Origin of the sequence: Marinobacter gelidimuriae (assembly GCF_000372805.1) — a bacterium.
GTDB classification, from domain to species: domain Bacteria; phylum Pseudomonadota; class Gammaproteobacteria; order Pseudomonadales; family Oleiphilaceae; genus Marinobacter; species Marinobacter gelidimuriae.
In genome coordinates, this window is sequence record NZ_KB889892.1 from 1 (window position 1) to 20,341 (window position 20,341).

Sequence of the window (20,341 nt, forward strand, 5' to 3'; positions counted from 1 at the left end):
CAGACAAACAGTGGCGCCATCCAGGGAATATCTCATCGCCACTGCGTTTTAACCCAGCGAGCGGATGGCTACGGCTATCACATCCAACCCAACCAACCAAAGGAGAAGGGAGACAGGGAAAACGAGTCGCGCTGACGCACGACGCGCACTCCCTCCCCGCCCTGAAGGACGGGGTCTCCCGCGCTAAATGATGATCAAGAAGTGCCTGTTTCCCGTTGCCGGCTATGGCACCCGCTTTTTACCCGCCACCAAAGCCATGCCCAAAGAAATTCTTCCTATCGTTAACAAGCCGTTGGTTCAGTACGGCGTTGAAGAGGCGGCAGCTGCCGGGATTCACGAATTCGGGTTTGTGACCGGTCGGGGTAAGCGCGCCATTGAGGATCATTTTGACATCAGCTATGAGCTGGAGCACCAGATTGCGGGCTCTGGCAAAGAGGGCTTGCTGACCTCTATCCGCGATTTGATTGACAACAATACCTTCGCCTTTACCCGTCAAAGCGAAATGAAGGGCCTGGGCCATGCGATTCTAACCGGGCGCAACCTGGTGGGCGACAACCCTTTCGCCGTGGTGCTGGCCGACGACTTCTGCGTGGGGCCTGACGGCGGAGACGGCGTGTTGGCGCAAATGGTCAAACTTTACAGCCAGTTCCGCTGCTCTATTGTGGCCATTGAAGAAGTACCAGCCGACGAAACCCACAAGTACGGTGTGATTGCGGGCGAGTGCATGAAAGACGGTCTGTTCCGGGTAACGGACATGGTGGAAAAGCCCGCGCCGGAAGACGCGCCCAGCAACATGGCCATCATCGGCCGCTATATTCTGACACCGGATATTTTCGACATTCTGGAGCGAACGCCGCCTGGTAAGAACGGTGAAGTACAAATTACCGACGCCCTGCTGGAACAAGCCAAAACGGGCTGCGTACTGGCCTACCAATTCAAAGGCCGCCGTTTCGACTGCGGCAGCATAGACGGCTTTGTAGAAGCGACCAATTATGTTTACGAAAACATCTATAAAAAGGGCTTATAGCCTAAGCCAATAAAAAGTTGACGCATCGCAGCCGAATCAGTATATTTCGCTGCGTTGCAAAACAGGACCATAGCTCAGTTGGTTAGAGCGCTGCCTTGACATGGCAGAGGTCGGCAGTTCAAATCTGCCTGGTCCTACCAGAATTTAGTTCAAAACAAGCCACTTAGAGCGTAAGCCTAGTGGCTTTTTTTGTGTCTGGAGGTTGGGAATTGAAAGCCGGGGACAGATTTGAAATCTGTCCCCTATCGTTCTAGGTTGATGTGGGGAATTGCTTCGCAGGTGCTAAGCTTTCCACTTCTGCCGGTGTAAGGATCCCTTCAATGGCCCCCCTACCGAACGACTTTGTGCTTTTTGTTGCTGTTTATCTCGAGTTTTTCAGCTCAGGCATCGCCGACTCTGGATATCGGCCAGGAAGCGATTCGGTTAACGGATTTTCGAGTTGAGTATTTCACTGACGATTCTCAGTCGCTGAGCTACGAGGAGGTTCGTAAGCAAACCTTTCAGGAGACGACCAGCAGAACCTCGCTTGGCACCAATGCGGCCGTGACCTGGTTCCGGTTTACTCTGCGCAATTCGAGCCTGAAGGCAAGGGCTCTTTTTCTGCACTTGCCCAATGCTTACCACGTGCGTTCAGTCGATATCTTTCAAGAGCGTTCTCAAAATCTGATTGACCAGGCATCAGTTGACCAGTTGGCAATGGTTTTGTACAACGCCCTTTTGTACTTCGCCACCAGCAAAAGCGAGAACATTTTCTATTCCTTGTATCTCATCTCGGGCCTGACGTGGATTGCGCTCTCCTACGGGCTGCCTGGCAAAGCGTTCAATGTCTACGGCGATGCCGCTTTCGTGTTGAATCTGGCGGTTATCAGCATGCCGATTTTTCTGTTGTTGTTCATGATGTCGATTTTCGAAACGCGCGAGTTCTACCGCACCGAACACCGCGGGCTGGAGGATATCCGCTCCAAACAGAATGAATTCAAACAGCAGGCGGCGACCGACCCGCTCACTCAGCTCTACAACCGCCGACATTTTGTGTCTGAGGGTGAGTATATGGTTGAAAAGGCGAGAGCCGCCGGGAGCCTTTGTCTGTTATCGCACTTGATATTGACCATTTCAAAGCGGTGAACGATGAACACGGCCATCATGTTGGCGACTCGGTATTGGTGGACATGGCCGTCATTTTCCGACAGTACAGCTGGGACAGGGATCTGGTCACCCGGTTTGGCGACGAGGAGTTTGTGATTCTTTTGCCCGGCGCTGACCATGCAGAAACTCGGAGTTGTGCCGAACGTATTCGTAGGGGCGTTGAAAGACATGTTGTTGATGCCGGCGATGGATTGGACGTGCGTATTACCGTAAGCATAGGCGTTGCGGAAGTGAATACCGCCATGGAATCGGTGGAGAACGCCATCAAGCGAGCCGATAAGGCGTTGTACGAAGCCAAGGTTTTAGGGCGAAATCGCGTGTGCTGTTCTGAGGCGATGGCGGGCGGTGTGAGTTTTTAAGATCAGGGACAGATTTGAAATCTGTCCCTGTCCGTAGTCAGGTGGCGACTTTGGGCGCCTCAAGCCGCCCGCGGCTGAATTTCTCTGGCAATTTTAGCCGCTTTATTAATCTGCGCCCACCGCAACTCAAATTCAGTTTGTAGATTCAGCCAAAAGCGTTCACTGGTACCAAAATATCGCGCTAGCCGCAGCGCCGTATCAGCTGTGATGCCACGGTTTTCACGCACGATTTCGTTCATTCGGGTAGCCGGAACATGGAGAGCCTTGGAAAGCGCATTCACGCTCATTCCTAATGGATCCAAGTACTCTTCCTTCAGAATTTCTCCTGGATGAATAGGGCGCATACCATTACTAGTCATTGCGCATTCTCCTTAGTGATAATCAACGATTTCAACATCTTCCGGGCCGACTTCTGTCCACCTAAAGCAAACGCGCCACTGTTTGTTGATACGAATACTGTGCTGACCTTCCCTGTCGCCAGTTAAAGCTTCCAGCCGATTACCTGGAGGTGATTTCAAATCGTCCAAAAACTCGGCTGACTGAAGCAATATCAATTTGCGCTCAACCGCAGCCTTAATCACCGAAAACCGACGAGTTTTCCCCGTTTCGAACAGGCTTCTTGTATCCTTACATCGGAAGCTCTTTATCATGCTATACAGAGTATGACGTTTGACGTTTAACGTCAAACAAAAATATGGCCTTTTCTTACTTTAAAACGGCCTATTAATAAGCCTTCTTCCTTTTTTACTTCGCAAACTATACATTACCTGCAACCCGGGGACAGATTTTAAATCTGTCCCCTATCTTTTGGCAGCCGAGCCGCACTGTGTATGACCAACGCCCATAAATCTGACCTGATTCTGGTTGGTGTTACCCTGCTTGCGGCCATCAGCTGGATTTTTTCCAAAGAAGCTGTATTGCTGATGCCGCCGTTGTTGTTTATGGCGCTGAGATTTTTGATCGCAGGTGGCTTTTTGGCGGCTTTCGCTTGCCGGTCGCTGACACGTTTGAGTGGGGATCAGGTTAAACGCGGTGTGGGTGTAGGCTTGGTGTTTGGCGTTGCCATGAGTTTCTGGGTAATGGGGTTGTTTCATGGCACCAGCATGGGTGAAGGTGCTTTTATAACCAGCCTGGGCGTGGTAATCGTTCCCATTATTGCTCGCCTCCTTTTTAAAGAGGCACAACCTGCAAGCACCTGGCTTGCCATTCCCGTCGCGGTAGCCGGGCTGGCACTTCTGTCGCTTCGTAACGGTTTTCAGCCAGAGCCTGCGCAGATTTTTTTCGCGATAGCGGCTTCTATTTTTGCGCTGTATTTTACATTGAACACCCGCGCTGCGAATCAGCGTACTGCCATCAATCGGCAGGGCAACGCCATCGAAAAACAGCGTATTCCCGCTCTTCCACTGACGGCTATTGCGCTGCTTACCGTCGGCTTGGTGACTTTGGTGGAATCGCTCATTACAGAACCCTGGCAGCCAACGTTCAGTGACCCGCCACCGCTTCTGATCTGGTGGATTCTTGCCAGCGCAATTGTGGGCACCGCAGGGCGCTTTCTTGCCCAAACGTATGCCCAGAGCTTGTCTACGCATAGCCACGGTGCCGTTATTCTGGTGATCGAACCGGTTTGGGTGTCTTTGTTCGCAGCAGGATGGTTTGATGAAATCATGACGCCAGTTCAGCTGGCCGGCTGCGGTTTGATTTTTACGGCATTGATCGTGAACCGCTGGGGCGTGCTCAGCTCAGCTCTTCGAGCTTCGCTGAGAAAAAGGCGGAGTTAGGTTAGGACGGGAGAAGCGGGGACAGATTTCAAATCTGTCCCCTATCTTGAGAAAAAGGCGGAGCTAGGGCGGGGACGGATTTCAAATCCGTCCCCTATCTTGTGCTAGCCAGGCGGCACCGCGGACGCCACTGGAATCGCCGTGTATCGCTTGGCGTATGGGTGTTTCGCACTCACTCCCTAAAACGTACGCCGGCAAACGCGTTGCCAACTCGTCGTAAAGGGTCGGTACGTTTGACATGCCGCCGCCCAGTACGATGACGTCTGGATCCAGCAAGTTGATGACTGCCGCCAGGCCGCGGGCCAAGTGATCTGCGTAATCGTCGAGTGAGCGGGCAGCGCGGGGATCGTTTTGAAAACGCTCAACGATGTTTCGGGCATCCAACGGCTCTTCCCACAGCAAGCGATGGGTTAGGGCCAGCCCGGTACCAGACAAGAAGGTTTCGTTGCAGCCAAAGCGGCCACAGAAACACGGGCGCTGGTTTAGTTCTGTTTGTGGTGTCCATGGCAGTGGGTTGTGGCCCCATTCGCCCGCAAGGCCGTTCGGGCCGGTGAGCAGCTGGCCGTTAACGGTGATGCCAGCACCACAGCCGGTACCCAGAATGGCCGCGAACACAACTTTGTAGTCTTGCCCTGCGCCGTCGCTGGCTTCAGACAGGGCAAGGCAGCTGGCGTCATTCGTCAGGCCAACCGGGCGTTGCAGCAGGTGGCTTAAATCAGCGGCCATGGGCTGGCCGTTAAGCCACGTGGAGTTGGCGTTTTTGACCAGGCCTGTCAGGCCCGACACGGAGCCGGGAATGCCCACACCTACCGGCAGTGCGGCTTCGCCGACCCGTAATTCAGCGGCTTCGACCAGTTCTTTGATTGCATCCAGGGTGGCTTCATAGTCTCCCTGAGGGCTTCCGATGCGGGCGCGAAAGTGGGTTTTGTTGGCGCCGTCTAACAAGATAACTTCGGTTTTTGTTCCACCAAGATCGATGCCTACCCGCCAGCGGCTGTTCATGGGCTTATCACTCTGCTTTGTCATTTCCGGAATGGTCACAGGATTCTGCGCGGAGCGCAAAAAATCTGATACCCTGTCGATCCTTAGTTGCGAATCGATCGTAAATAAATACGCATATCTTATTTTTAATACCGACCGCCAAGGCTTCTTTCATGAGAATTGTTATTCGTTATTTTTTCCGCACTTTGCGGCTGATTCTGACCCCGTTTGTACTGCTCAACGAGCAAATCGGAGGTGGCAAACCCGTGCAGCGTAGCGCCCAAGAGCAACAGAAAGTAGACGAAGCGTGCCGGGACCTGGCGCTGTATCAGTTCAAAACGTGCCCGTTCTGCGTCAAAGTTCGTAAAGAAATCAAACGCATGAACTTGAATATTGAACTGCGTGACACCCAGTATAACACTGAGCACCGCGCTGAAATTTTAGCCGGCGGTGGTGCCGTGAAAGTACCCTGCTTGCGGATTGCCAAAGCGGACGGCAGCCACCAATGGCTGTACGAATCCAACGACATCAACGCTTGGCTGAAGCAGCGCTTCGAACCGGCCTGATTCGTTAAACGGCCATTCCCGCACGCCCTTCGTGCCACGACGGTGGCTTAAAAGCCGCCGCCGACTGCTTTGTACAAATCCACGGTTGCCAGCAGATGATTCAGCCGCGCTTCGCTGCGCTGTACTCTGGTACCGAACAACGTGCGCTGGCTGGCCAGCAGGGTAATCAGATCTTCTACGCCCTGGCAATAGCGAACCTCAATTAAGCGCAGGGTTTCATCGGCCTGCTGTTCAATTTCCGCCAGTCGCTGTTCCTGTTCCCGATACAGATTGATGCGCGCCATAGCGTCTCCCGCTTCTGAAAACACGTTCAGAGCGATAGCTTTGTACCAGGGCAACCTGGCGCGATTCGCTGAGCGCCACATTATTGCTTCGAGTGCCGCCGTCGAACAGGGTTTGGCTCAGGGCGAGCAAACCGTTCGCAGTCGTCAGCGGGCTGGATAGGCTGAGCAATCCATCGGAAGAGAGTCCCAGGGCCGCGCTTAATGACACCGCCGGCAAGAGCGCAGCTCGGGCCTGGGCGATGTCTGCGTTGGCCGCCTGCAAGCGGGCTTCGGCGGCGGCAAGGTCTGGCCAAGGCAGTCGCAGGTGCGCCGTCAATAAGCACGGGAGCTGGTGGGGCAATCTGAGTGGCGCAGCCTGCCAGGGCTATACAAGCCGTTAAAATGCAGATACCGAATGTCCTTCGCCGTTTAGGCAGCGCCAAGCGCAAAGTCTGTTGTGAGCTATGGCCATAAGATTACTCCGCGGCCAGGGCCTGGACAGGGTCCAGATGAGCGGCTTTGCTGCTGACGCTGTCAAGGGCGCCGGTTGGTTCGTCCGCCAGTATAATCTGACCGCCATTCATCAACGCGCGGGCAATGGACACCCTCTGCTGTTGCCCGCCCGACAGCTGGGCTGGGGTGTTGAGCAATTTATCGCTTAACCCGAGCTCCCCAAGCAGTTCGGTAGACCGCTCCCGGCGCTGTTTTTTTGCCAAGGCTGGCGTAGATGGCCGGTATTTCGACGTTGTCTAACGCGCTTATGCCTGGCAGCAGATTGTAGCTCTGAAATATAAACCCGAAGGATTCGCGGCGGGCACGAGCCAGGTCGTCGCGCTTGAACCCTGACACGTCTTTGCCCTGAAACAGATAGTGCCCGGGGCTTGCCACATCCAGGCAGCCAAGAATGTTCATCAAAGTGGACTTGCCAGACCCGGATGCCCCCATAATGGCGACAAATTCCCCGCCTTGAATGCTCAAATCTATGCCCTTAAGCACAGGCACCTGCAAGTCGCCCTGCTTCATTGGGCACGCTGAAAAACGCATTGTATAACACCACGTTGTTGATCACTTCGGGAGTGGGTTCGATGTAGTCAAGCTGGCCATAAATCTGCTTTCCAGGTTCGCCCAGAGTGGTGAATACACCCTATCGCCCGGTGCTAACTTGCCCACGTCGGCCTCAGACACCTGGGCGCGGACTTTCATGCTCGACAGATCGGCAATGCGCATCAGCACCGGTGCTTGCTGTGATGTATTCAGGGTTTGGCCCTGGCGGGCCGTAATGGATACAACCGTGCCTTCCATGGTGGAATAAATGCGGGCGTAATCCAGATTGGCCTCTTCCGCGCGCAGGGTAGATGCGGTCTGTTCCAGTTGCACTTGCAGCATGGCTAGCTGGGCCTGTTGATTTTTCAGCTGGGCACGATTGGCGTCTACCCTGGCCAGATAAATGGTCGGGTCAATTTCTGCCAGCAGCTGATCTTTGCTGATGTGTTCGCCCACTCTGACGTGAATCACGTCTAGCAGCCCGGACACCTGCGCGCCCACATCCACAAAGTTGCTGGGTTCCAGAACGCCGGTGGCGCTCACCAAAACGTCTATGTCCCCTCGGCTGACGGCTGTAGTGGTCACGTCAGCTGTGTTATTACTTGCAGCGTAAAAGTGGCGATACGCCCAAAAGGCGCCACCCACAAGCGCAGCAACAAAAACCAGAACGACAAGAACACGAGAAAAAGACCACCTTGATGAAACCACAACTTCAAACCTCAATAATCGTAAGCAAGCGGCATAGCCTAAACTGATCGCCTTAAATAACCAGACATCAGGTGAGCGTTTACGGATTATTTACGCTGGTGCTGGTGTTTTAGCTGACGGAACCAAAAATCAACGGACTGGGGGCAGCATGATAGGGGACGGATTTGAAATCTGTCCCCGGTTTGGTGGCTTGCGAGATTGGGGACGGAGATTGGGGACGGATTTGAAATCCGTCCCCGGTTTGGCGTCCCCTGCTTGTCTGGCCAGCCATATCTTCTATAATCGGCTGCTCACTTTTTCTATCAGGCCCGCTATGCGAACCACCGTTGATATCACCGTAGAAACCCCCGGTCTGGCCGTGGACATTCTGAGTGAGGCTTCTGGCCTGCCGAAGCAGCGCATCAAGGACGCCATGGCGAAAGGCGCCTGCCGGTGGACCTTGAAGGGTAAAATTGTGCGACTGCGCAAAGCCAAGCGCGACGTGAAAGCGGGCACCCGCATGCAGTTGTACTATGACGAGGCGGTTCTGGCGCGCAAGGCACCAGTGGCTGAACTGCTGGAAGACAAAGGCCGCTACAGTGTTTGGTTCAAACCCCACGGGCTGCTGGCACAGGGCTCTCAATGGGGTGATCACTGCAGTTTGTTGAGGGTGGCTGACGTGCAGCTAAACCGACCCTGCTTTTTGATTCACCGCCTGGATGCTGACGCCGCCGGTTTGATGCTGATGGCTCACGATTCAAAAGCCGCGGCAGCACTGTCACAGCTGTTTGCCGGGCGCACGATCATCAAACAGTATCTGGCAGACGTAACGGGCGCGCTGGATGTGAAGGTTCAGACAATTGACGGGGATATTGACGGTAAAGCCGCGATTAGCCACGTGAGTACTCTTTATATCAATACCAGTTCCATCAATACCGGCTCCATCAATAATACCAGTTCCATCAATACTAGCGCCGTCAATACCGAGGCAGTGGATACTGAGGCCAGTACTTCCAGGATAAATGTGCGCATTGAAACCGGTCGAAAACACCAGATTCGCCGCCATTTAGCGAGTATTGGCCACCCGATTGTGGCCGACAGGCTGTATGGCTCAGCCGCTGGCGTACCCTTGCAACTGCTGGCGTATTATCTGCAATTCAACTGCCCGCTGGCGAAGTCAAAAATGACCCTGGAATTGCCGGAACGGTTAAAGCAGCTGGGCTCAGATGCCCTGTAAACAGTTTCTGAAGGGAATCTCTTTATGGGAATCTGCTGACACAAGACGCGTTTAAACCTTGTAAAAATCCCGATACCACTGAACAAACTGTTCAATGCCCTGCTCTAGCTGGGTTTCGGGTTTGTAGCCGACATCGTTGATCAGGCTATCTACGTTAGCATAGGTTGCGACCACGTCACCCGGCTGCATGGGCAGCAGGTTTTTCTCGGCTTTTTTGCCGGTGCAGTGTTCGATGGTTTCAATAAACCGGGCCAGTTCCACCGGGTTGTTGCTGCCGATGTTGTAGATGCGATAAGGCCCGCGGCTGGTGCTTGGGTCGGGCTGGGCGCCGCTCCACTGCGGATTCGGTTGCGCGATTTGATCCAGAGTGCGCACCACGCCTTCCACGATATCGTCGATATAGGTGAAATCGCGTTTGTGATGACCGTGGTTGAAAACGTCAATTGGCTCGCCGGCCAGAATTTTTCGGGTGAAGATGAACGGCGCCATATCGGGCCGGCCCCAGGGGCCGTACACGGTAAAAAAGCGCAACCCGGTGGTGGGCAAGTTGTACAGATGGCTGTAGGTGTGGGCCATCAGTTCGTTTGCTTTTTTCGAGGCAGCGTAAAGGCTAAGCGGGTGGTCTACGTTGTCGTGCACCGAGAACGGCATGGCTTCGTTGGCACCGTAAACCGAGCTGCTGGACGCATACACCAGATGCTGCACATCGTTGCGACGGCAGCCTTCCAGAATATTCATAAAGCCCACCAAGTTGGCGTCTACATAGGCCTGGGGGTTTTCGATGGAATAGCGCACCCCCGCTTGGGCCGCCAGATGCACTACACGCTCGGGTTTGTGCTCTTCAAAGAGCGCGGCCATAAGGTCGTGGTCGGCAATATCCTGGCGTACTTCGGTAAAGCCTGCTTTGCCCGTTAGTCTTGCCAAGCGGGCTTCTTTCAGGTTCACATCGTAGTAGCCATTCAGGTTATCAACACCGATGACTTCGTCGCCGCGATCCAGCAGGCGTTGCGCAAGATGGAAACCAATAAAACCGGCACTACCGGTGACCAGAATTTTCAACAGACTTTCTCCTTAAAACACCACACCGGCGCTGACAAACGGGCCATCGATTTTTACATCGAAGCGGTCGTCACCGTCTTCGTAATCCACCGCCATTTGGCGATAGCCGGCGCGCAACTGCAGTAGTGACAACTGATACTGGCCGTACACGTTGAAATCGTGCAGGGAGTCACCGCTGTAGGCAATGGCATTGCCTTCAATGCCAACACTGGCACCGCTGAACGGCAGATCAAAACGCGCTGCCAGATAGCCCATGGGCACAACCGCATCGGCTGTCGTCCGGCTACTCTGACCGTTACCCTGCACCAGCAGCAACTCGCCGGAGAAATCCCTCGCGGTCAGGCCCAGGTCCAGATTCACCCAGTTATCCAGTACTTCGTAATACAGGGTTAAATCCAGCTGTTCCAGTTCCAGATCAGAGCGTACGTCTGAGCCGGCGCTAATACCATCGAAGCTACCGCTCAACTGGCCGCGTGCAGTCTGGTCAATATTGATATAAGCCACACGCACGTTGGGCAGCAGAGGGATCGGGTGCTCCAGATACAAGCTCAGCTGATTGCTGCTTTCACCGTCCAGATTAAGCTCGTCTTTAACGTCCACCGAGAACGTCCACCGAGCCACCATTGGTTGCAACGTCACCAGACAGCTCCGAACCCCAGTAACCCACCTGAGCCCCAAACCCAAATACGTCTGCTTGCGCCACTGGTGCTGCCAGAACGGCTGATCCGGCCAAAATCATGAATAATCTGCGCATAGTTGATGCTCCGTATTTTAAATTCGTATCAGTCGAACGACATACCCAGGCGGCGGCCTACTTCTTCGTAGGTCTCAATCACGTTACCAAGGCCCTGGCGGAAGCGGTCTTTGTCCATTTTATTGCGGGTTTCGGCATCCCATATACGACAGCCATCGGGGCTGAACTCGTCGCCCAGCACAATCTGACCGTGGCTGCGGCCGAATTCCAGTTTGTAATCCACCAACAGCATGCCGGCGTCTGCAAATAGGGTTTTAAGCACGTCATTTACTTTATAGGTCAGCGTTTTCATCTGTGCCAGTTCGTCGGCTTTGGCCCAGCCCAGACTGATCGCCAGTGATTCGTTGACCATGGGGTCGTGCAGTGCGTCGTTTTTCAGGAACAGTTCGAAGGTGGGTGGATTCAGTTCCAGGCCTTCTTCTACACCAATACGGCGGCACAGGCTGCCGGCGGAGATGTTACGAATCACGCACTCGACCGGAATCATGTCGAGCTTTTTCACCAGGCATTCAACGTCCGACAGCAAGCCTTCGAAGTGGGTAGGAATGCCCGCAGCTTCCAGCTTTTCCATAATGAAGGCGTTGAACTTGTTGTTCACCATGCCTTTGCGGTTCAGCTGCTCTATTCTCTCGCCGTCAAAGGCCGAGGTGTCGTCGCGGAATACCAGTACAAAACGCTCGGGGTCGTCAGTGGTGTGCACCGATTTGGCCTTGCCGGCGTAGAGTTCTTCGCGCTTTTTCATGGGATTCTCCAAAAACGGGCCGGCGTAAGCCAGCCCGGTTATCATCAGTAAAGCCAGCGGTTAATAAAGATAGTCAAACAGGCGGTTAAGAAGCGTGGAAGGTGTTTGTTCACCGCTGTCGTTAACGGCGGTTTCCGCGCTGACCTGCACCGTCTGTTCGCCGCGGGTAACGTTCACCGTATGGGTGTGGCGCGGAGCTTCGTTATCGCTAAACCAACTGAACCAGCTGAACCAGCCCGATTCGCGCTCGTCGGCGCTGCGATAGTCCACCTGGAACCAGCCTTCACTGCGGTTCAGGTCTATGATGGTCATATCCGATTCGTTCAGTGCGCGGCTGACTTCTGCCCAGGCGCGGCCGTAATCGAGCTGCATGTCGATGGCACTTGCTCGCTCGTTTTCAGATATCAGTTTTACCAGGGGCTTGTTGGTCATGCCCGACGCTGCGCGGGAGAAGGACTTGTTCTCTTCCCCGGCTTTCAAAAACTCGCCCATATCGGCCAAAAGGCGTTTTTGCAGCTCCAGATCAGCGGGGGCTGGCACACTGGTGGTGTCCCAGCTCAGCAGAGCCTCGGGCTGATCGGCTACCACTATATTGCGCATCTGAATTTCCGTGGATTTACGGCGAACGCCGGGTGCAATGCGTACCTGTAGCAGCACTTTGGGTTCGCTTGCGCTGGCCTCACCCTCAAGCTGCACCAGTTCACGAGCGCGCAGGCTGAAGTTTACCAATTCGCTCTGCTGCAAGCCAAGCTGCGGGCTGTCGAACGCAACGCCCAGGCGGCGGTCCGACATATACGCGGTGACTGCGGGCCATAAGCGGCCAGGCACGTCGTTCACCAACAGCCAGGCGCGACCGTCTAGCTCTTCTACCGCATAATTCTGGTCCAGAATTTCAGAGGTCATGTCCGGCGGAGTGGGAATGCCGTCAGGGAACAGTTTGCCCGCGTTGGCCAGATTAATATCACGCACGGGCATAACCTGTCGGAAGCGGGATTCGTCGGCGCTTGCGGGCAGCTCAATGGTTTTACCTTCGGGTGCACCGACGTAATCCGCGGAACGGTCCGACACCAGGCTGCAGCCTCCCAAGCCCGCCACCAGCGCAAAGCCGGTGGCAATGGCCAGGGGTTTACAGGCCTGGATTTTGGAGAATTGGGTTTTAAAAGGCGCTGCGCACCTTGAATAACGGGTTCTGGAGAGAACCTGCATGGACTTACTCCGGTATTGGAACGGGTTCAGCACGTTCAGAGTACGCCTGAAGCTTTCAGGGCATCTTCCACTTCGCCATGGAATGGTTCGCTGAGTACCGTCAATGGCAAGCGCAAGCCGGCACCGATCATACCCATGCGATGCAACGCCCATTTTACCGGAATCGGATTGGCTTCCAGGAACAGTTTGCGGTTCAGGGGCATCAGCAGTTCGTTCAGGCGTTCGGCTTCTTCGCGATTGCCCGCAACAGCCGCCGTGCACAAATCGGCCATGGCCCGGGGGGCAACGTTGGCCGTTACCGATACGTTGCCTTTGGCGCCGGCCAGCATCAGTTCCATGGCCGTCGCGTCGTCACCCGAATAGACGTCCAAACGGCCTTTTACCGCTTGAATTAACTCGGCGCCGCGGGCAATATTGCCGGTGGCGTCTTTAATGGCGATGATGTTGGGAATATCGGCCAGACGAACCACGGTTTCGTTCAGCATGTCGCAAGCAGTGCGGCCAGGCACGTTGTAAAGCATTTGCTTCATCATCGGGACGGCTTCGGCGATGGTGCGGAAATGCTGGTACAGGCCTTCTTGGGTCGGTTTATTGTAATAAGGCACCACTAACAGGCAGGCATCGGCTCCCAGCTTGTGGGCCGCGGACGTGAGCGCAATGGCTTCGCGGGTACTGTTGCCACCGGTTCCGGCAATCACCGGAATGCGACCATTCACACGTTTGATGATGTGGCCGATGGTTTTACAGTGCTCTTCCGGGTCCAGAGTTGCAGACTCGCCGGTTGTGCCCACGGCAACGATGCCATGAGTGCCATTTTCGATGTGAAAGTCCACCAGTTTGTCCAGGTGCTCCCAATGAATGTCTCCATTTGGGTGCATGGGTGTGACCAGTGCGACAAGGCTACCCGTAATCATAAAAGCTCCGTCCGATTAAAACCGTTATGGTAATGTTGGGCACGAACTGACACAAGGGAATTAAAGGAGATGTTATGCCATCCGTAGAATTGAACAAAACCATACCTGACTTTGAAGCGACTGCTACCGGCGACCAGACGGTTCGCCTGGCCGATTTACGCGGCCGCAATGTGGTGATCTATTTTTACCCGAAAGACGATACACCCGGCTGTACCACCGAGAGCCAGGACTTCCGCGACAACATGCAAGCCTTCACCGAACATGACACCGAGATTTTTGGCGCGTCCCGCGATGGCCTGAAATCCCACGACAATTTCCGTGGCAAGTTCGAACTGCCGTTTCACCTGATTTCCGACAAAGACGAAACGCTCTGTGCTTTGTTCGACGTCATCAAGCTGAAAAAACTCTACGGCAAAGAATACATGGGTATTGACCGCAGTACCTTTCTGATTGACGCCAAAGGCGTACTTCGTCAGGAATGGCGCGGCGTAAAAGTGCCGGGCCATGTTGATGAGGTGCTCGCTGCAGTCAAAGCACTATAGTCGTTATCTGCCTTTAGCGGTTGGTCGGTGCCGGGGGTAACTCCCGCACCGGCCAGGCGGCCACCACCGCTTTCAGCATTGTGGCCAGAGGGATGGCAAAAAACACGCCCCAGAGCCCCCAGATCCCGCCGAAAAACAGAACCGCGACAATTATGGCGACCGGGTGCAGGTTGTTTACTTCAGAAAACAGCACCGGCACCAACACGTTGCCGTCCAAAGCCTGAATGACACCGTATGCCACCATTATCCAGATAAACTGGCTGCCCCAGCCAAAGGCAAACAAGCCGATGATAGCCACTGGCACCGTGACAACTGCGGCACCAATATAAGGAATCACCACGCTCAGACCCACCAGCAAAGACAGCAAGGCGGCGTAAGGCATACCCAAAATTTTGAAGGTTATATAAGTGGTGGTTCCAACAATCAGGATCTCCAGGGCTTTGCCACGCACGTAGTTAGCGCACTGGAGATTCACTTCGTGCCAGATTTTGCGCATGGTTGCACGCTGCGGTGGCAACATGCGAGCGATAGAACCCAACAGAACATCGCGGTCTTTCAGGAAGAAAAATACCAGTATGGGCACCAGAACAGCGTATATCAGCAGCGCGAACAGGCCCGGAATGCTGGACAGTGATGCTGACACCAACCACTGAGTGGCCTGCCCGACTTCGGTCGACACCTGCTGGTAGATAGTAGCTACGGCATCCAACGACACCAGCTGCGGGTAGCGCTCGGGCAAAAGTTCCAGATACGACTGTAATTCGCCGATAATGCGCGGTGTTTCCCGAGCCAGATTGGTCAGCTGGGCCCACACCAGTGGCAACAAACCAAAAATGGCGCCGGCCAGAATGCCGAGAAACAGTAAAAAAACAACCAGAATGGCCAGCGGTTCCGGTACTTTCCAGGCCAACATCTTGGTAACCAGGCCCTGCAGAATAAAAGCAACGATCAGAGAAGCAATGGCCGGTGCCAGCATAGCGCCAAACCAGATGACGAACATGGTGCCGATAATCAGCATCAGCCCAAGGATGACAGCTTCTTCATCTGAAAAGTATTTGTGGGCGAATCCGCGTAATATCTTAAACATTAATAGCTCCGCCGCACTGAATCGCCGCAGCGGATAACAAAACGGTACTGGCTGCCGTCAACGGCGGACTCCACCAGGTGATGGGCAGACAAGGCGATAAACGCCGGAATGTCGCGGGCCGAACCAGGATCTGTGGCAACCACTTCCAGCTGTTCGCCGGGGGCCATGGTGTTCAATTCGAGTTTGGTTTTCAACAAAGGCATCGGGCATTGCAGGCCCGATGCATCCAGAGTTCGATCAGCCATGTTAAACGTTAACCCGTAACAGCGTTTGATTAATGAGCCGGCATTATGCCGCCAGTGTTATTGTATTGCATCACAATCATTGGTTATGTGACGCTCAGGATATTCCGACACAGGATAGACCCAGAATATGAACAGCCTGAATGGCCACCTTCGCTTCAATACCCTGCTCTGTGCGCTGCTGGCGCTGACATTAATGACGATGGGTGTCACTACAGGCGCCGCTGCCCAAAGTCAGGGTAGCACGCTACCCACCATCGGCGGCACCGGTGGTGGGCTGATTGCCGGCCAGCAGGAAGCCGATATCGGGCGCCAGGTGCTGGTGTCGCTGCGGCGCTCCGCTCCGCAGATTACTGACCCTTTGGTGTATGACTACCTGGGTGCCATTCTTTACCGCCTGGTGCCATCGGCGCCCTTGCAGAACCGTGACCTGACGCTGGCGCTGATTGATGACCCTGCCATCAATGCGTTTGCGGTGCCCGGCGGCATTGTAGGGGTAAACGGCGGTCTGTTTCTGTTTGCCCGCACCGAGCAGCAGTTTGCATCGGTGCTGGCCCACGAGCTGGCCCACCTTAGCCAACGCCATTTTGCCCGCCGCCTGGAACAGCAGCAAACCAGCACTCCGCTGACCATCGCCGGCCTGATTGCCGGTATTGTGCTAACAGCCGTTACCCAGTCTGACATTGGTATTGCCGCCATTGCCGGCACCCAGGCCCTGGCCATTCAGAATATGCTGGAATACAGCCGCGCAAATGAGCAGGAAGCGGATCGGGTGGGGCTGGACATTCTTGCCAATGCCGGGTTAGACCCGCGCGGCATGCCGGAAATGTTTGAAATTATGACGCGGCAAAACCGCTTGCAGGGCAACCGCGTGCCCGAATACTTGTCTACCCACCCGCTGACCCAGAGCCGTGTGGCAGACACCCAGAACCGCGCCGAGCAATACCCGCTGGTGCGTATCGAAGACAGCCCGGAATATCATCTGATACGGGCCCGCTTGCAGGTGCATTATGCGGCTTCTGCAGCCGCTGCCATCGACAGTTTTCAGGCTGCGCTCACTGAACCCAAAAACGCCGGCCCTAATGACAACACCAACATTACGGCCATTCGCTACGGGTTGGCGGTGGCTTATATTGAAGACGGCCAATACGCTGAAGCTGAGACCCTGCTCAACCAGCTGTTGCTAGCCAATCCCGGGCGCATTACATTTCAGGTGACCTTGGCGCAAAGCTTGATTGCCGCAAAGCGCCTGACCGAGGCGCGGGCGCTGCTGGTGCGGGCGCTGGCCCGCAACCCGGGCAACTACCCGATTACCCACACGCTGGCACAGCTGGAACTGGCCTCGGATAACGGCGCAGCGGCGGCGGAATTGCTGTCGCAGCTGGCTCGCAGCAAGCCGCAACAGGAACACTTGTGGTTCCAGCTGGCGGAAGCCGAAGGCATGGCGCGCAATATTGTGGGAGTGCACAGGGCAAGGGCGGAATACGATGCATTGATGGGTGACCTGGAATCGGCCCAGCGCCAATTACGCCAGGCCCAGGAAAAACTGACGGCCGGCTCGCCCATGCGCCAGATTGTAACCGAGCGCCTGAGCGCCATTACCGCCGATCTTAACGTTCGGCGCAATGGTTAAACGTTTCAGGCGTTGCCAGCCGCCTTCAGATTCATGTTGGCGGTAAAATCCAGCATGCGCTGTAAAGGCCGCAGAGCGTCTTCCCGCAGGGCTTCGTCTACCAGCACTTCCTGATTGCTGGTCTGGCCCTTTGGTGTTTCCAGCACGGCCAGCAGGTTTTCCAGCCCGTTCATAGCCATCCACGGACACTGGGCGCAGCTGCGACAGGTCGCACCGTTACCGGCGGTGGGCGCTTCAATCAGGATTTTGTTGGACGCCAACTGCTGCATTTTATAAAAAATGCCGTTGTCGGTCGCCACAATAAAGCGTTCGTTCGGCAGGGTTTGTACGGCGTTGATCAGCTGTGAGGTAGACCCTACAACGTCGGCCAGCTCCACGACCGCATCCGGTGATTCCGGGTGTACCAATACGGCGGCATCCGGGTAAAGCGCTTTCAGATCTTCCAGGCCACGGTGCTTGAACTCTTCGTGCACAATGCAGGAGCCGTTCCACAGCAGCATATCGGCGCCGGTGGTTTTCTGCACCCAATGGCCCAGGTGTTTGTCTGGCGCCCACAGGATTTTTTCACCGCGGGCGTCCAGCAATTCCACAATGGCCTGGGCGCAGCTTGAGGTGACTACCCAATCGGCGCGGGCTTTAACCGCCGCCGAGGTGTTGGCGTACACCACCACAGTGCGATCTGGATGTTCATCGCAGAAAGCTGAAAACTCATCCACCGGGCAACCTACATCTAGCGAACAGGTGGCCTCGAGGGTGGGCATTAGAACGGTTTTTTCCGGATTCAGGATTTTAGCGGTTTCGCCCATAAAGCGAACACCAGCCACTACCACGGTAGACGCGGGATGTTGATTGCCAAATCGGGCCATTTCCAGGGAGTCGGCGACACAGCCACCGCTTTCTTCAGCCAGGCGCTGAATATCCGGGTCGACGTAATAGTGCGCCACCAGAACCGCGTTTTTTTCCTTCAGAGCAGCCTTGATACGAGTTTCAAGCCGCGCCTTTTCTTCAGCGTTAAGGGGCTTGGGCTCCGCGGCGTGGGCCAGGTATTCCTGAACAAGGATACGGTTGTCAGCTTTAGTCATGTGCAGCTTCTCTCAATTGCTTTCTGGCAGTGACTTTCTAAGCACGAGTATACCATTTCAGACTCTAGTGTCCTGTCTGGCAGGAGGGTAAAAGGCGACGGAGAACACGTGGGGACGCAGGGAATGAGGAGTCAAAGGTGAAAAAAAGATAAAAAAAAGGTCCGCTTTGCAGCAGACCTTGAATAATGGTGGGTCGTGATGGATTCGAACCATCGACCAATTGGTTAAAAGCCAACTGCTCTACCAACTGAGCTAACGACCCTAAATTGCTCACTGAATAACAAACAGCCTGTTGGTCGGCGTGCTTGCGCGTTGAAACTGCTTTAACACCGCAGCACTGCAACACTTCAGTGCTTACCGCCGAAGCTCTATAACCGCAATCTGCGCTAACACATTGCGCCAGCAAGACCCTGACGGGTGTTTGGTGGGTCGTGATGGATTCGAACCATCGACCAATTGGTTAAAAGCCAACTGCTCTACCAACTGAGCTAACGACCCCGAGCGAGGCGCACATATTAATGATTTTTCAGGCGTGATCAACCCCTTGCGCCCGTTTTTTTCATTTTTCCCAAACGCCGGTCTTCAACTGCCGCTGCTTTGGCCGTCAAGATAGCTCTGAGCCAGCTTCGCCGCGCTGCTGTCCGGGTAGTTTTTTACCACGGTTTGCATTCGCCGGCCAGCCTCTTCCTTTTCGCCCAGCCTGTCCAGAGTCACTCCAAGCTTGTAGGTTGAATCCGGAGCTTTGCGGTGGTCGGCAAAGCGCGTAGCAACAATGCTAAAGGCCTGCTTGGCCTGCTCAAGCTGCGGTTTCACCAGATAGACTTCACCGAGCCAGTAATAGGCATTCACGGTTAGGTCGCCTTCGGGATAGGTGTCCAGAAACTCATAAATTTGGGTGATCGCCTGGTCGTATTTTTTCTGGTTACGAATCAGATCAACAATGCTGTTGTAGGCTTTGCTTTCTTCAGCAGAAGGCTGACGATAGTCTTTGGTTTGCACGCTGGCAGGTGCGGGCGGAGGTGCGGCACTGGCGGCCACCTGCGCCTGCTGCTGCGCTGCAGTCAGCTTCAGAATACGCTGGTCAAGATCAATGTAGCGATCGCGGCCCTGTTGCTCCAGGCGTTCTAGCAGATGGCGTTGCTCTTCTACCTCACCCTGCAGACGCCGTAAATCGCCCTGCAACTGCTGAAGCATGTAAAACAGTTCTGCACTCGCTTGATTATTGCCGGCCTGGCGGCTGGCCTCAGACGCATTATTCTGGAATGCCGGTGTCGACGACTGTGCCAGCACCGCTCCTGCCTGCGTTACCGCAAACAGGAGGGTGGCAGCCGCCATGAGCTTTATAGTCATGGGCGTACCTGATGAAGGCTAAAAGTTCCTCGTAGTGTTAACAGTGAGTGTTAACACTACGAGGTTTAACGGAAAATCAGCTCTACCCGACGGTTCTGGGAACGGGCGCTGTCGCTCATGCCCTGTACCGCTGGCTTTTCTTCACCATAGCTGATGGTTTCAAGCTGGCCACGTGAAGCGCCACTTACAATCAGGAAGCGCTGCACTGCGTTAGCACGGCGCTCGCCCAGGGCCAGGTTGTATTCTTTGGTGCCACGATCGTCCGCATGGCCTTCCAGGCGGGCGTTCATTGACGGGTTAGCAGACAGGTAGCGCGCATGGGCAACCAGTGCGTCACGGGATTCTGCGTTGATTTCAGCGGTGTCAAAATCAAAGTAGAACACGGTAACATCACGCAGTGCCATCTGTTGCGACTGCTGTTGTGCAGCCATACGCTCTTCTTCGCTCAGCTGTGAAGACGATACACCGTCACGGCTGCCATCGCTGTACACGGTGGAGCCACCCTGCTGGTCTACCGCTGACACATCGGAACCGTAATCGGCGTCTTCCATCGGGTCGCCGGTAGAGCTACAACCGGCAATAAGGCCAACCGAGAACAGCATGGCAATGGCTTTGGACTGAACTGAAAACTTCATGAGTATT

21 protein-coding genes, 3 tRNA genes and 3 pseudogenes are annotated in these 20,341 nt (G+C 54.9%); 9 read left to right on the forward strand and 18 right to left on the reverse strand.

Annotated features, from left to right (window positions below; all coding sequences use genetic code 11):
- Positions 1–190 precede the first annotated feature (190 nt).
- The 4 genes from galU to A3OI_RS23905 all read left to right on the forward strand — a co-directional run bounded on the left by galU (position 191) and on the right by A3OI_RS23905 (position 2,532).
- Positions 191–1,027, forward strand: coding sequence for a UTP--glucose-1-phosphate uridylyltransferase GalU (gene galU / locus A3OI_RS0111015; protein WP_026224141.1), 837 nt, complete (start codon positions 191–193; stop codon positions 1,025–1,027).
- Positions 1,028–1,090: 63 nt separating this feature from the next.
- Positions 1,091–1,167 (forward strand) — tRNA-Val (locus tag A3OI_RS0111020).
- A gap of 211 nt (positions 1,168–1,378) precedes the next feature.
- A complete protein-coding gene (locus A3OI_RS23900; RefSeq protein ID WP_228702952.1) occupies positions 1,379–2,152 on the forward strand; it encodes a 7TM diverse intracellular signaling domain-containing protein in 774 nt (257 codons plus the stop codon).
- Positions 2,110–2,532 (forward strand): GGDEF domain-containing protein, encoded by a 423-nt coding sequence (locus tag A3OI_RS23905; RefSeq protein WP_228702953.1) that lies wholly within the window; start codon positions 2,110–2,112, stop codon positions 2,530–2,532. The genes A3OI_RS23900 and A3OI_RS23905 overlap by 43 nt, the downstream gene beginning before the upstream one ends.
- A 59-nt stretch (positions 2,533–2,591) precedes the next feature.
- Here the strand turns inward: A3OI_RS23905 and A3OI_RS0111030 are convergent, their stop codons facing one another.
- Positions 2,592–2,891 carry a HigA family addiction module antitoxin gene (locus A3OI_RS0111030; RefSeq protein WP_026224142.1) on the reverse strand — a complete coding sequence of 100 codons (300 nt, stop codon included), beginning with the start codon at positions 2,889–2,891 and terminating at the stop codon, positions 2,592–2,594.
- Positions 2,892–2,903: 12 nt separating this feature from the next.
- On the reverse strand, positions 2,904–3,182 hold the full coding sequence (locus A3OI_RS19955) for a type II toxin-antitoxin system RelE/ParE family toxin (RefSeq protein WP_026224143.1): 279 nt from the start codon (positions 3,180–3,182) through the stop codon (positions 2,904–2,906).
- 180 nt (positions 3,183–3,362) lie between these two features.
- On the opposite strand from A3OI_RS19955, the gene A3OI_RS0111040 reads away from it, so the two are divergent.
- Positions 3,363–4,310, forward strand: coding sequence for a DMT family transporter (locus A3OI_RS0111040; RefSeq protein WP_018404332.1), 948 nt, complete (start codon positions 3,363–3,365; stop codon positions 4,308–4,310).
- 81 nt (positions 4,311–4,391) lie between these two features.
- Here the strand turns inward: A3OI_RS0111040 and A3OI_RS0111045 are convergent, their stop codons facing one another.
- On the reverse strand, positions 4,392–5,336 hold the full coding sequence (locus A3OI_RS0111045) for an ROK family protein (RefSeq protein ID WP_228702954.1): 945 nt from the start codon (positions 5,334–5,336) through the stop codon (positions 4,392–4,394).
- A gap of 128 nt (positions 5,337–5,464) precedes the next feature.
- On the opposite strand from A3OI_RS0111045, the gene A3OI_RS0111050 reads away from it, so the two are divergent.
- Positions 5,465–5,857, forward strand: coding sequence for a glutaredoxin family protein (locus A3OI_RS0111050; RefSeq protein ID WP_018404334.1), 393 nt, complete (start codon positions 5,465–5,467; stop codon positions 5,855–5,857).
- Positions 5,858–5,904: 47 nt separating this feature from the next.
- On the opposite strand, the pseudogene A3OI_RS24685 reads toward A3OI_RS0111050, so the two are convergent.
- The 3 genes and pseudogenes from A3OI_RS24685 to A3OI_RS19965 all read right to left on the reverse strand — a co-directional run bounded on the left by A3OI_RS24685 (position 5,905) and on the right by A3OI_RS19965 (position 7,749).
- Positions 5,905–6,481: pseudogene (locus A3OI_RS24685) on the reverse strand (TolC family protein).
- 163 nt (positions 6,482–6,644) lie between these two features.
- Positions 6,645–7,164: pseudogene (locus tag A3OI_RS0111065) on the reverse strand (ABC transporter ATP-binding protein); the annotation flags it as partial.
- A 21-nt stretch (positions 7,165–7,185) separates the two neighbouring features.
- Complete coding sequence (locus tag A3OI_RS19965) at positions 7,186–7,749, reverse strand: efflux RND transporter periplasmic adaptor subunit (protein ID WP_228702955.1); 564 nt, start codon at positions 7,747–7,749, stop codon at positions 7,186–7,188.
- 436 nt (positions 7,750–8,185) lie between these two features.
- On the opposite strand from A3OI_RS19965, the gene A3OI_RS0111075 reads away from it, so the two are divergent.
- Positions 8,186–9,088, forward strand: a complete 903-nt coding sequence (locus tag A3OI_RS0111075; RefSeq protein ID WP_018404336.1) for an RluA family pseudouridine synthase — start codon at positions 8,186–8,188, stop codon at positions 9,086–9,088.
- Positions 9,089–9,139: 51 nt separating this feature from the next.
- Here the strand turns inward: A3OI_RS0111075 and A3OI_RS0111080 are convergent, their stop codons facing one another.
- The 5 genes and pseudogenes from A3OI_RS0111080 to dapA form a co-directional block, all read right to left on the reverse strand.
- Positions 9,140–10,147 (reverse strand): NAD-dependent epimerase, encoded by a 1,008-nt coding sequence (locus tag A3OI_RS0111080; protein ID WP_018404337.1) that lies wholly within the window; start codon positions 10,145–10,147, stop codon positions 9,140–9,142.
- A 12-nt stretch (positions 10,148–10,159) separates the two neighbouring features.
- Positions 10,160–10,901 (reverse strand): annotated as a pseudogene (locus A3OI_RS19970) (TIGR04219 family outer membrane beta-barrel protein).
- Between the two features lie 28 nt (positions 10,902–10,929).
- Positions 10,930–11,643: a phosphoribosylaminoimidazolesuccinocarboxamide synthase gene (gene purC, locus A3OI_RS0111090; protein WP_026224147.1), complete on the reverse strand. Its 714-nt coding sequence runs from the start codon at positions 11,641–11,643 to the stop codon at positions 10,930–10,932.
- 60 nt (positions 11,644–11,703) lie between these two features.
- Complete coding sequence (bamC, locus tag A3OI_RS0111095; RefSeq protein ID WP_018404339.1) at positions 11,704–12,849, reverse strand: outer membrane protein assembly factor BamC; 1,146 nt, start codon at positions 12,847–12,849, stop codon at positions 11,704–11,706.
- 35 nt (positions 12,850–12,884) lie between these two features.
- Positions 12,885–13,763, reverse strand: a complete 879-nt coding sequence (dapA, locus tag A3OI_RS0111100) for a 4-hydroxy-tetrahydrodipicolinate synthase (RefSeq protein WP_018404340.1) — start codon at positions 13,761–13,763, stop codon at positions 12,885–12,887.
- Positions 13,764–13,837: 74 nt separating this feature from the next.
- Here dapA and A3OI_RS0111105 point away from each other — a divergent pair, with 74 nt between their 5' ends.
- Positions 13,838–14,305 carry a peroxiredoxin gene (locus A3OI_RS0111105; RefSeq protein ID WP_018404341.1) on the forward strand — a complete coding sequence of 156 codons (468 nt, stop codon included), beginning with the start codon at positions 13,838–13,840 and terminating at the stop codon, positions 14,303–14,305.
- 13 nt (positions 14,306–14,318) lie between these two features.
- Here A3OI_RS0111105 and A3OI_RS0111110 read toward each other — a convergent pair whose 3' ends face one another.
- Positions 14,319–15,392, reverse strand: coding sequence for an AI-2E family transporter (locus tag A3OI_RS0111110; protein WP_018404342.1), 1,074 nt, complete (start codon positions 15,390–15,392; stop codon positions 14,319–14,321).
- Positions 15,392–15,637 carry a sulfurtransferase TusA family protein gene (locus tag A3OI_RS0111115; RefSeq protein ID WP_018404343.1) on the reverse strand — a complete coding sequence of 82 codons (246 nt, stop codon included), beginning with the start codon at positions 15,635–15,637 and terminating at the stop codon, positions 15,392–15,394. The genes A3OI_RS0111110 and A3OI_RS0111115 overlap by 1 nt, the downstream gene beginning before the upstream one ends.
- Positions 15,638–15,764: 127 nt before the next feature.
- On the opposite strand from A3OI_RS0111115, the gene A3OI_RS0111120 reads away from it, so the two are divergent.
- A complete protein-coding gene (locus A3OI_RS0111120; RefSeq protein WP_018404344.1) occupies positions 15,765–17,267 on the forward strand; it encodes a M48 family metalloprotease in 1,503 nt (500 codons plus the stop codon).
- A gap of 5 nt (positions 17,268–17,272) precedes the next feature.
- Here A3OI_RS0111120 and nadA read toward each other — a convergent pair whose 3' ends face one another.
- The 5 genes from nadA to pal all read right to left on the reverse strand — a co-directional run bounded on the left by nadA (position 17,273) and on the right by pal (position 20,334).
- Complete coding sequence (gene nadA, locus A3OI_RS0111125; RefSeq protein ID WP_018404345.1) at positions 17,273–18,349, reverse strand: quinolinate synthase NadA; 1,077 nt, start codon at positions 18,347–18,349, stop codon at positions 17,273–17,275.
- A gap of 186 nt (positions 18,350–18,535) precedes the next feature.
- A tRNA-Lys gene (locus tag A3OI_RS0111130) sits at positions 18,536–18,611 on the reverse strand.
- A 160-nt stretch (positions 18,612–18,771) separates the two neighbouring features.
- Positions 18,772–18,847 (reverse strand) — tRNA-Lys (locus tag A3OI_RS0111135).
- Between the two features lie 84 nt (positions 18,848–18,931).
- The gene (ybgF, locus tag A3OI_RS0111140; RefSeq protein WP_018404346.1) at positions 18,932–19,699 is read right to left on the reverse strand and encodes a tol-pal system protein YbgF; all 768 of its coding nucleotides are present in this window, start codon (positions 19,697–19,699) and stop codon (positions 18,932–18,934) included.
- A 65-nt stretch (positions 19,700–19,764) separates the two neighbouring features.
- Positions 19,765–20,334 carry a peptidoglycan-associated lipoprotein Pal gene (gene pal, locus A3OI_RS0111145; protein WP_018404347.1) on the reverse strand — a complete coding sequence of 190 codons (570 nt, stop codon included), beginning with the start codon at positions 20,332–20,334 and terminating at the stop codon, positions 19,765–19,767.
- Positions 20,335–20,341: the final 7 nt, after the last annotated feature.

Excerpts from the sequence above, each read along its gene's own strand:
- galU (WP_026224141.1), top strand. The coding sequence starts at position 191 with ATGATCAAGAAGTGCCTGTTTCCCGTTGCCGGCTATGGCACCCGCTTT.
- A3OI_RS0111030 (WP_026224142.1), bottom strand. The coding sequence starts at position 2,891 with ATGACTAGTAATGGTATGCGCCCTATTCATCCAGGAGAAATTCTGAAG.
- A3OI_RS19955 (WP_026224143.1), bottom strand. The coding sequence starts at position 3,182 with ATGATAAAGAGCTTCCGATGTAAGGATACAAGAAGCCTGTTCGAAACG.
- A3OI_RS0111040 (WP_018404332.1), top strand. The coding sequence starts at position 3,363 with ATGACCAACGCCCATAAATCTGACCTGATTCTGGTTGGTGTTACCCTG.
- A3OI_RS0111045 (WP_228702954.1), bottom strand. The coding sequence starts at position 5,336 with ATGACAAAGCAGAGTGATAAGCCCATGAACAGCCGCTGGCGGGTAGGC.
- A3OI_RS0111050 (WP_018404334.1), top strand. The coding sequence starts at position 5,465 with ATGAGAATTGTTATTCGTTATTTTTTCCGCACTTTGCGGCTGATTCTG.
- A3OI_RS0111075 (WP_018404336.1), top strand. The coding sequence starts at position 8,186 with ATGCGAACCACCGTTGATATCACCGTAGAAACCCCCGGTCTGGCCGTG.
- purC (WP_026224147.1), bottom strand. The coding sequence starts at position 11,643 with ATGAAAAAGCGCGAAGAACTCTACGCCGGCAAGGCCAAATCGGTGCAC.
- bamC (WP_018404339.1), bottom strand. The coding sequence starts at position 12,849 with ATGCAGGTTCTCTCCAGAACCCGTTATTCAAGGTGCGCAGCGCCTTTT.
- dapA (WP_018404340.1), bottom strand. The coding sequence starts at position 13,763 with ATGATTACGGGTAGCCTTGTCGCACTGGTCACACCCATGCACCCAAAT.
- A3OI_RS0111105 (WP_018404341.1), top strand. The coding sequence starts at position 13,838 with ATGCCATCCGTAGAATTGAACAAAACCATACCTGACTTTGAAGCGACT.
- A3OI_RS0111110 (WP_018404342.1), bottom strand. The coding sequence starts at position 15,392 with ATGTTTAAGATATTACGCGGATTCGCCCACAAATACTTTTCAGATGAA.
- A3OI_RS0111115 (WP_018404343.1), bottom strand. The coding sequence starts at position 15,637 with ATGGCTGATCGAACTCTGGATGCATCGGGCCTGCAATGCCCGATGCCT.
- A3OI_RS0111120 (WP_018404344.1), top strand. The coding sequence starts at position 15,765 with ATGAACAGCCTGAATGGCCACCTTCGCTTCAATACCCTGCTCTGTGCG.
- nadA (WP_018404345.1), bottom strand. The coding sequence starts at position 18,349 with ATGACTAAAGCTGACAACCGTATCCTTGTTCAGGAATACCTGGCCCAC.
- ybgF (WP_018404346.1), bottom strand. The coding sequence starts at position 19,699 with ATGACTATAAAGCTCATGGCGGCTGCCACCCTCCTGTTTGCGGTAACG.
- pal (WP_018404347.1), bottom strand. The coding sequence starts at position 20,334 with ATGAAGTTTTCAGTTCAGTCCAAAGCCATTGCCATGCTGTTCTCGGTT.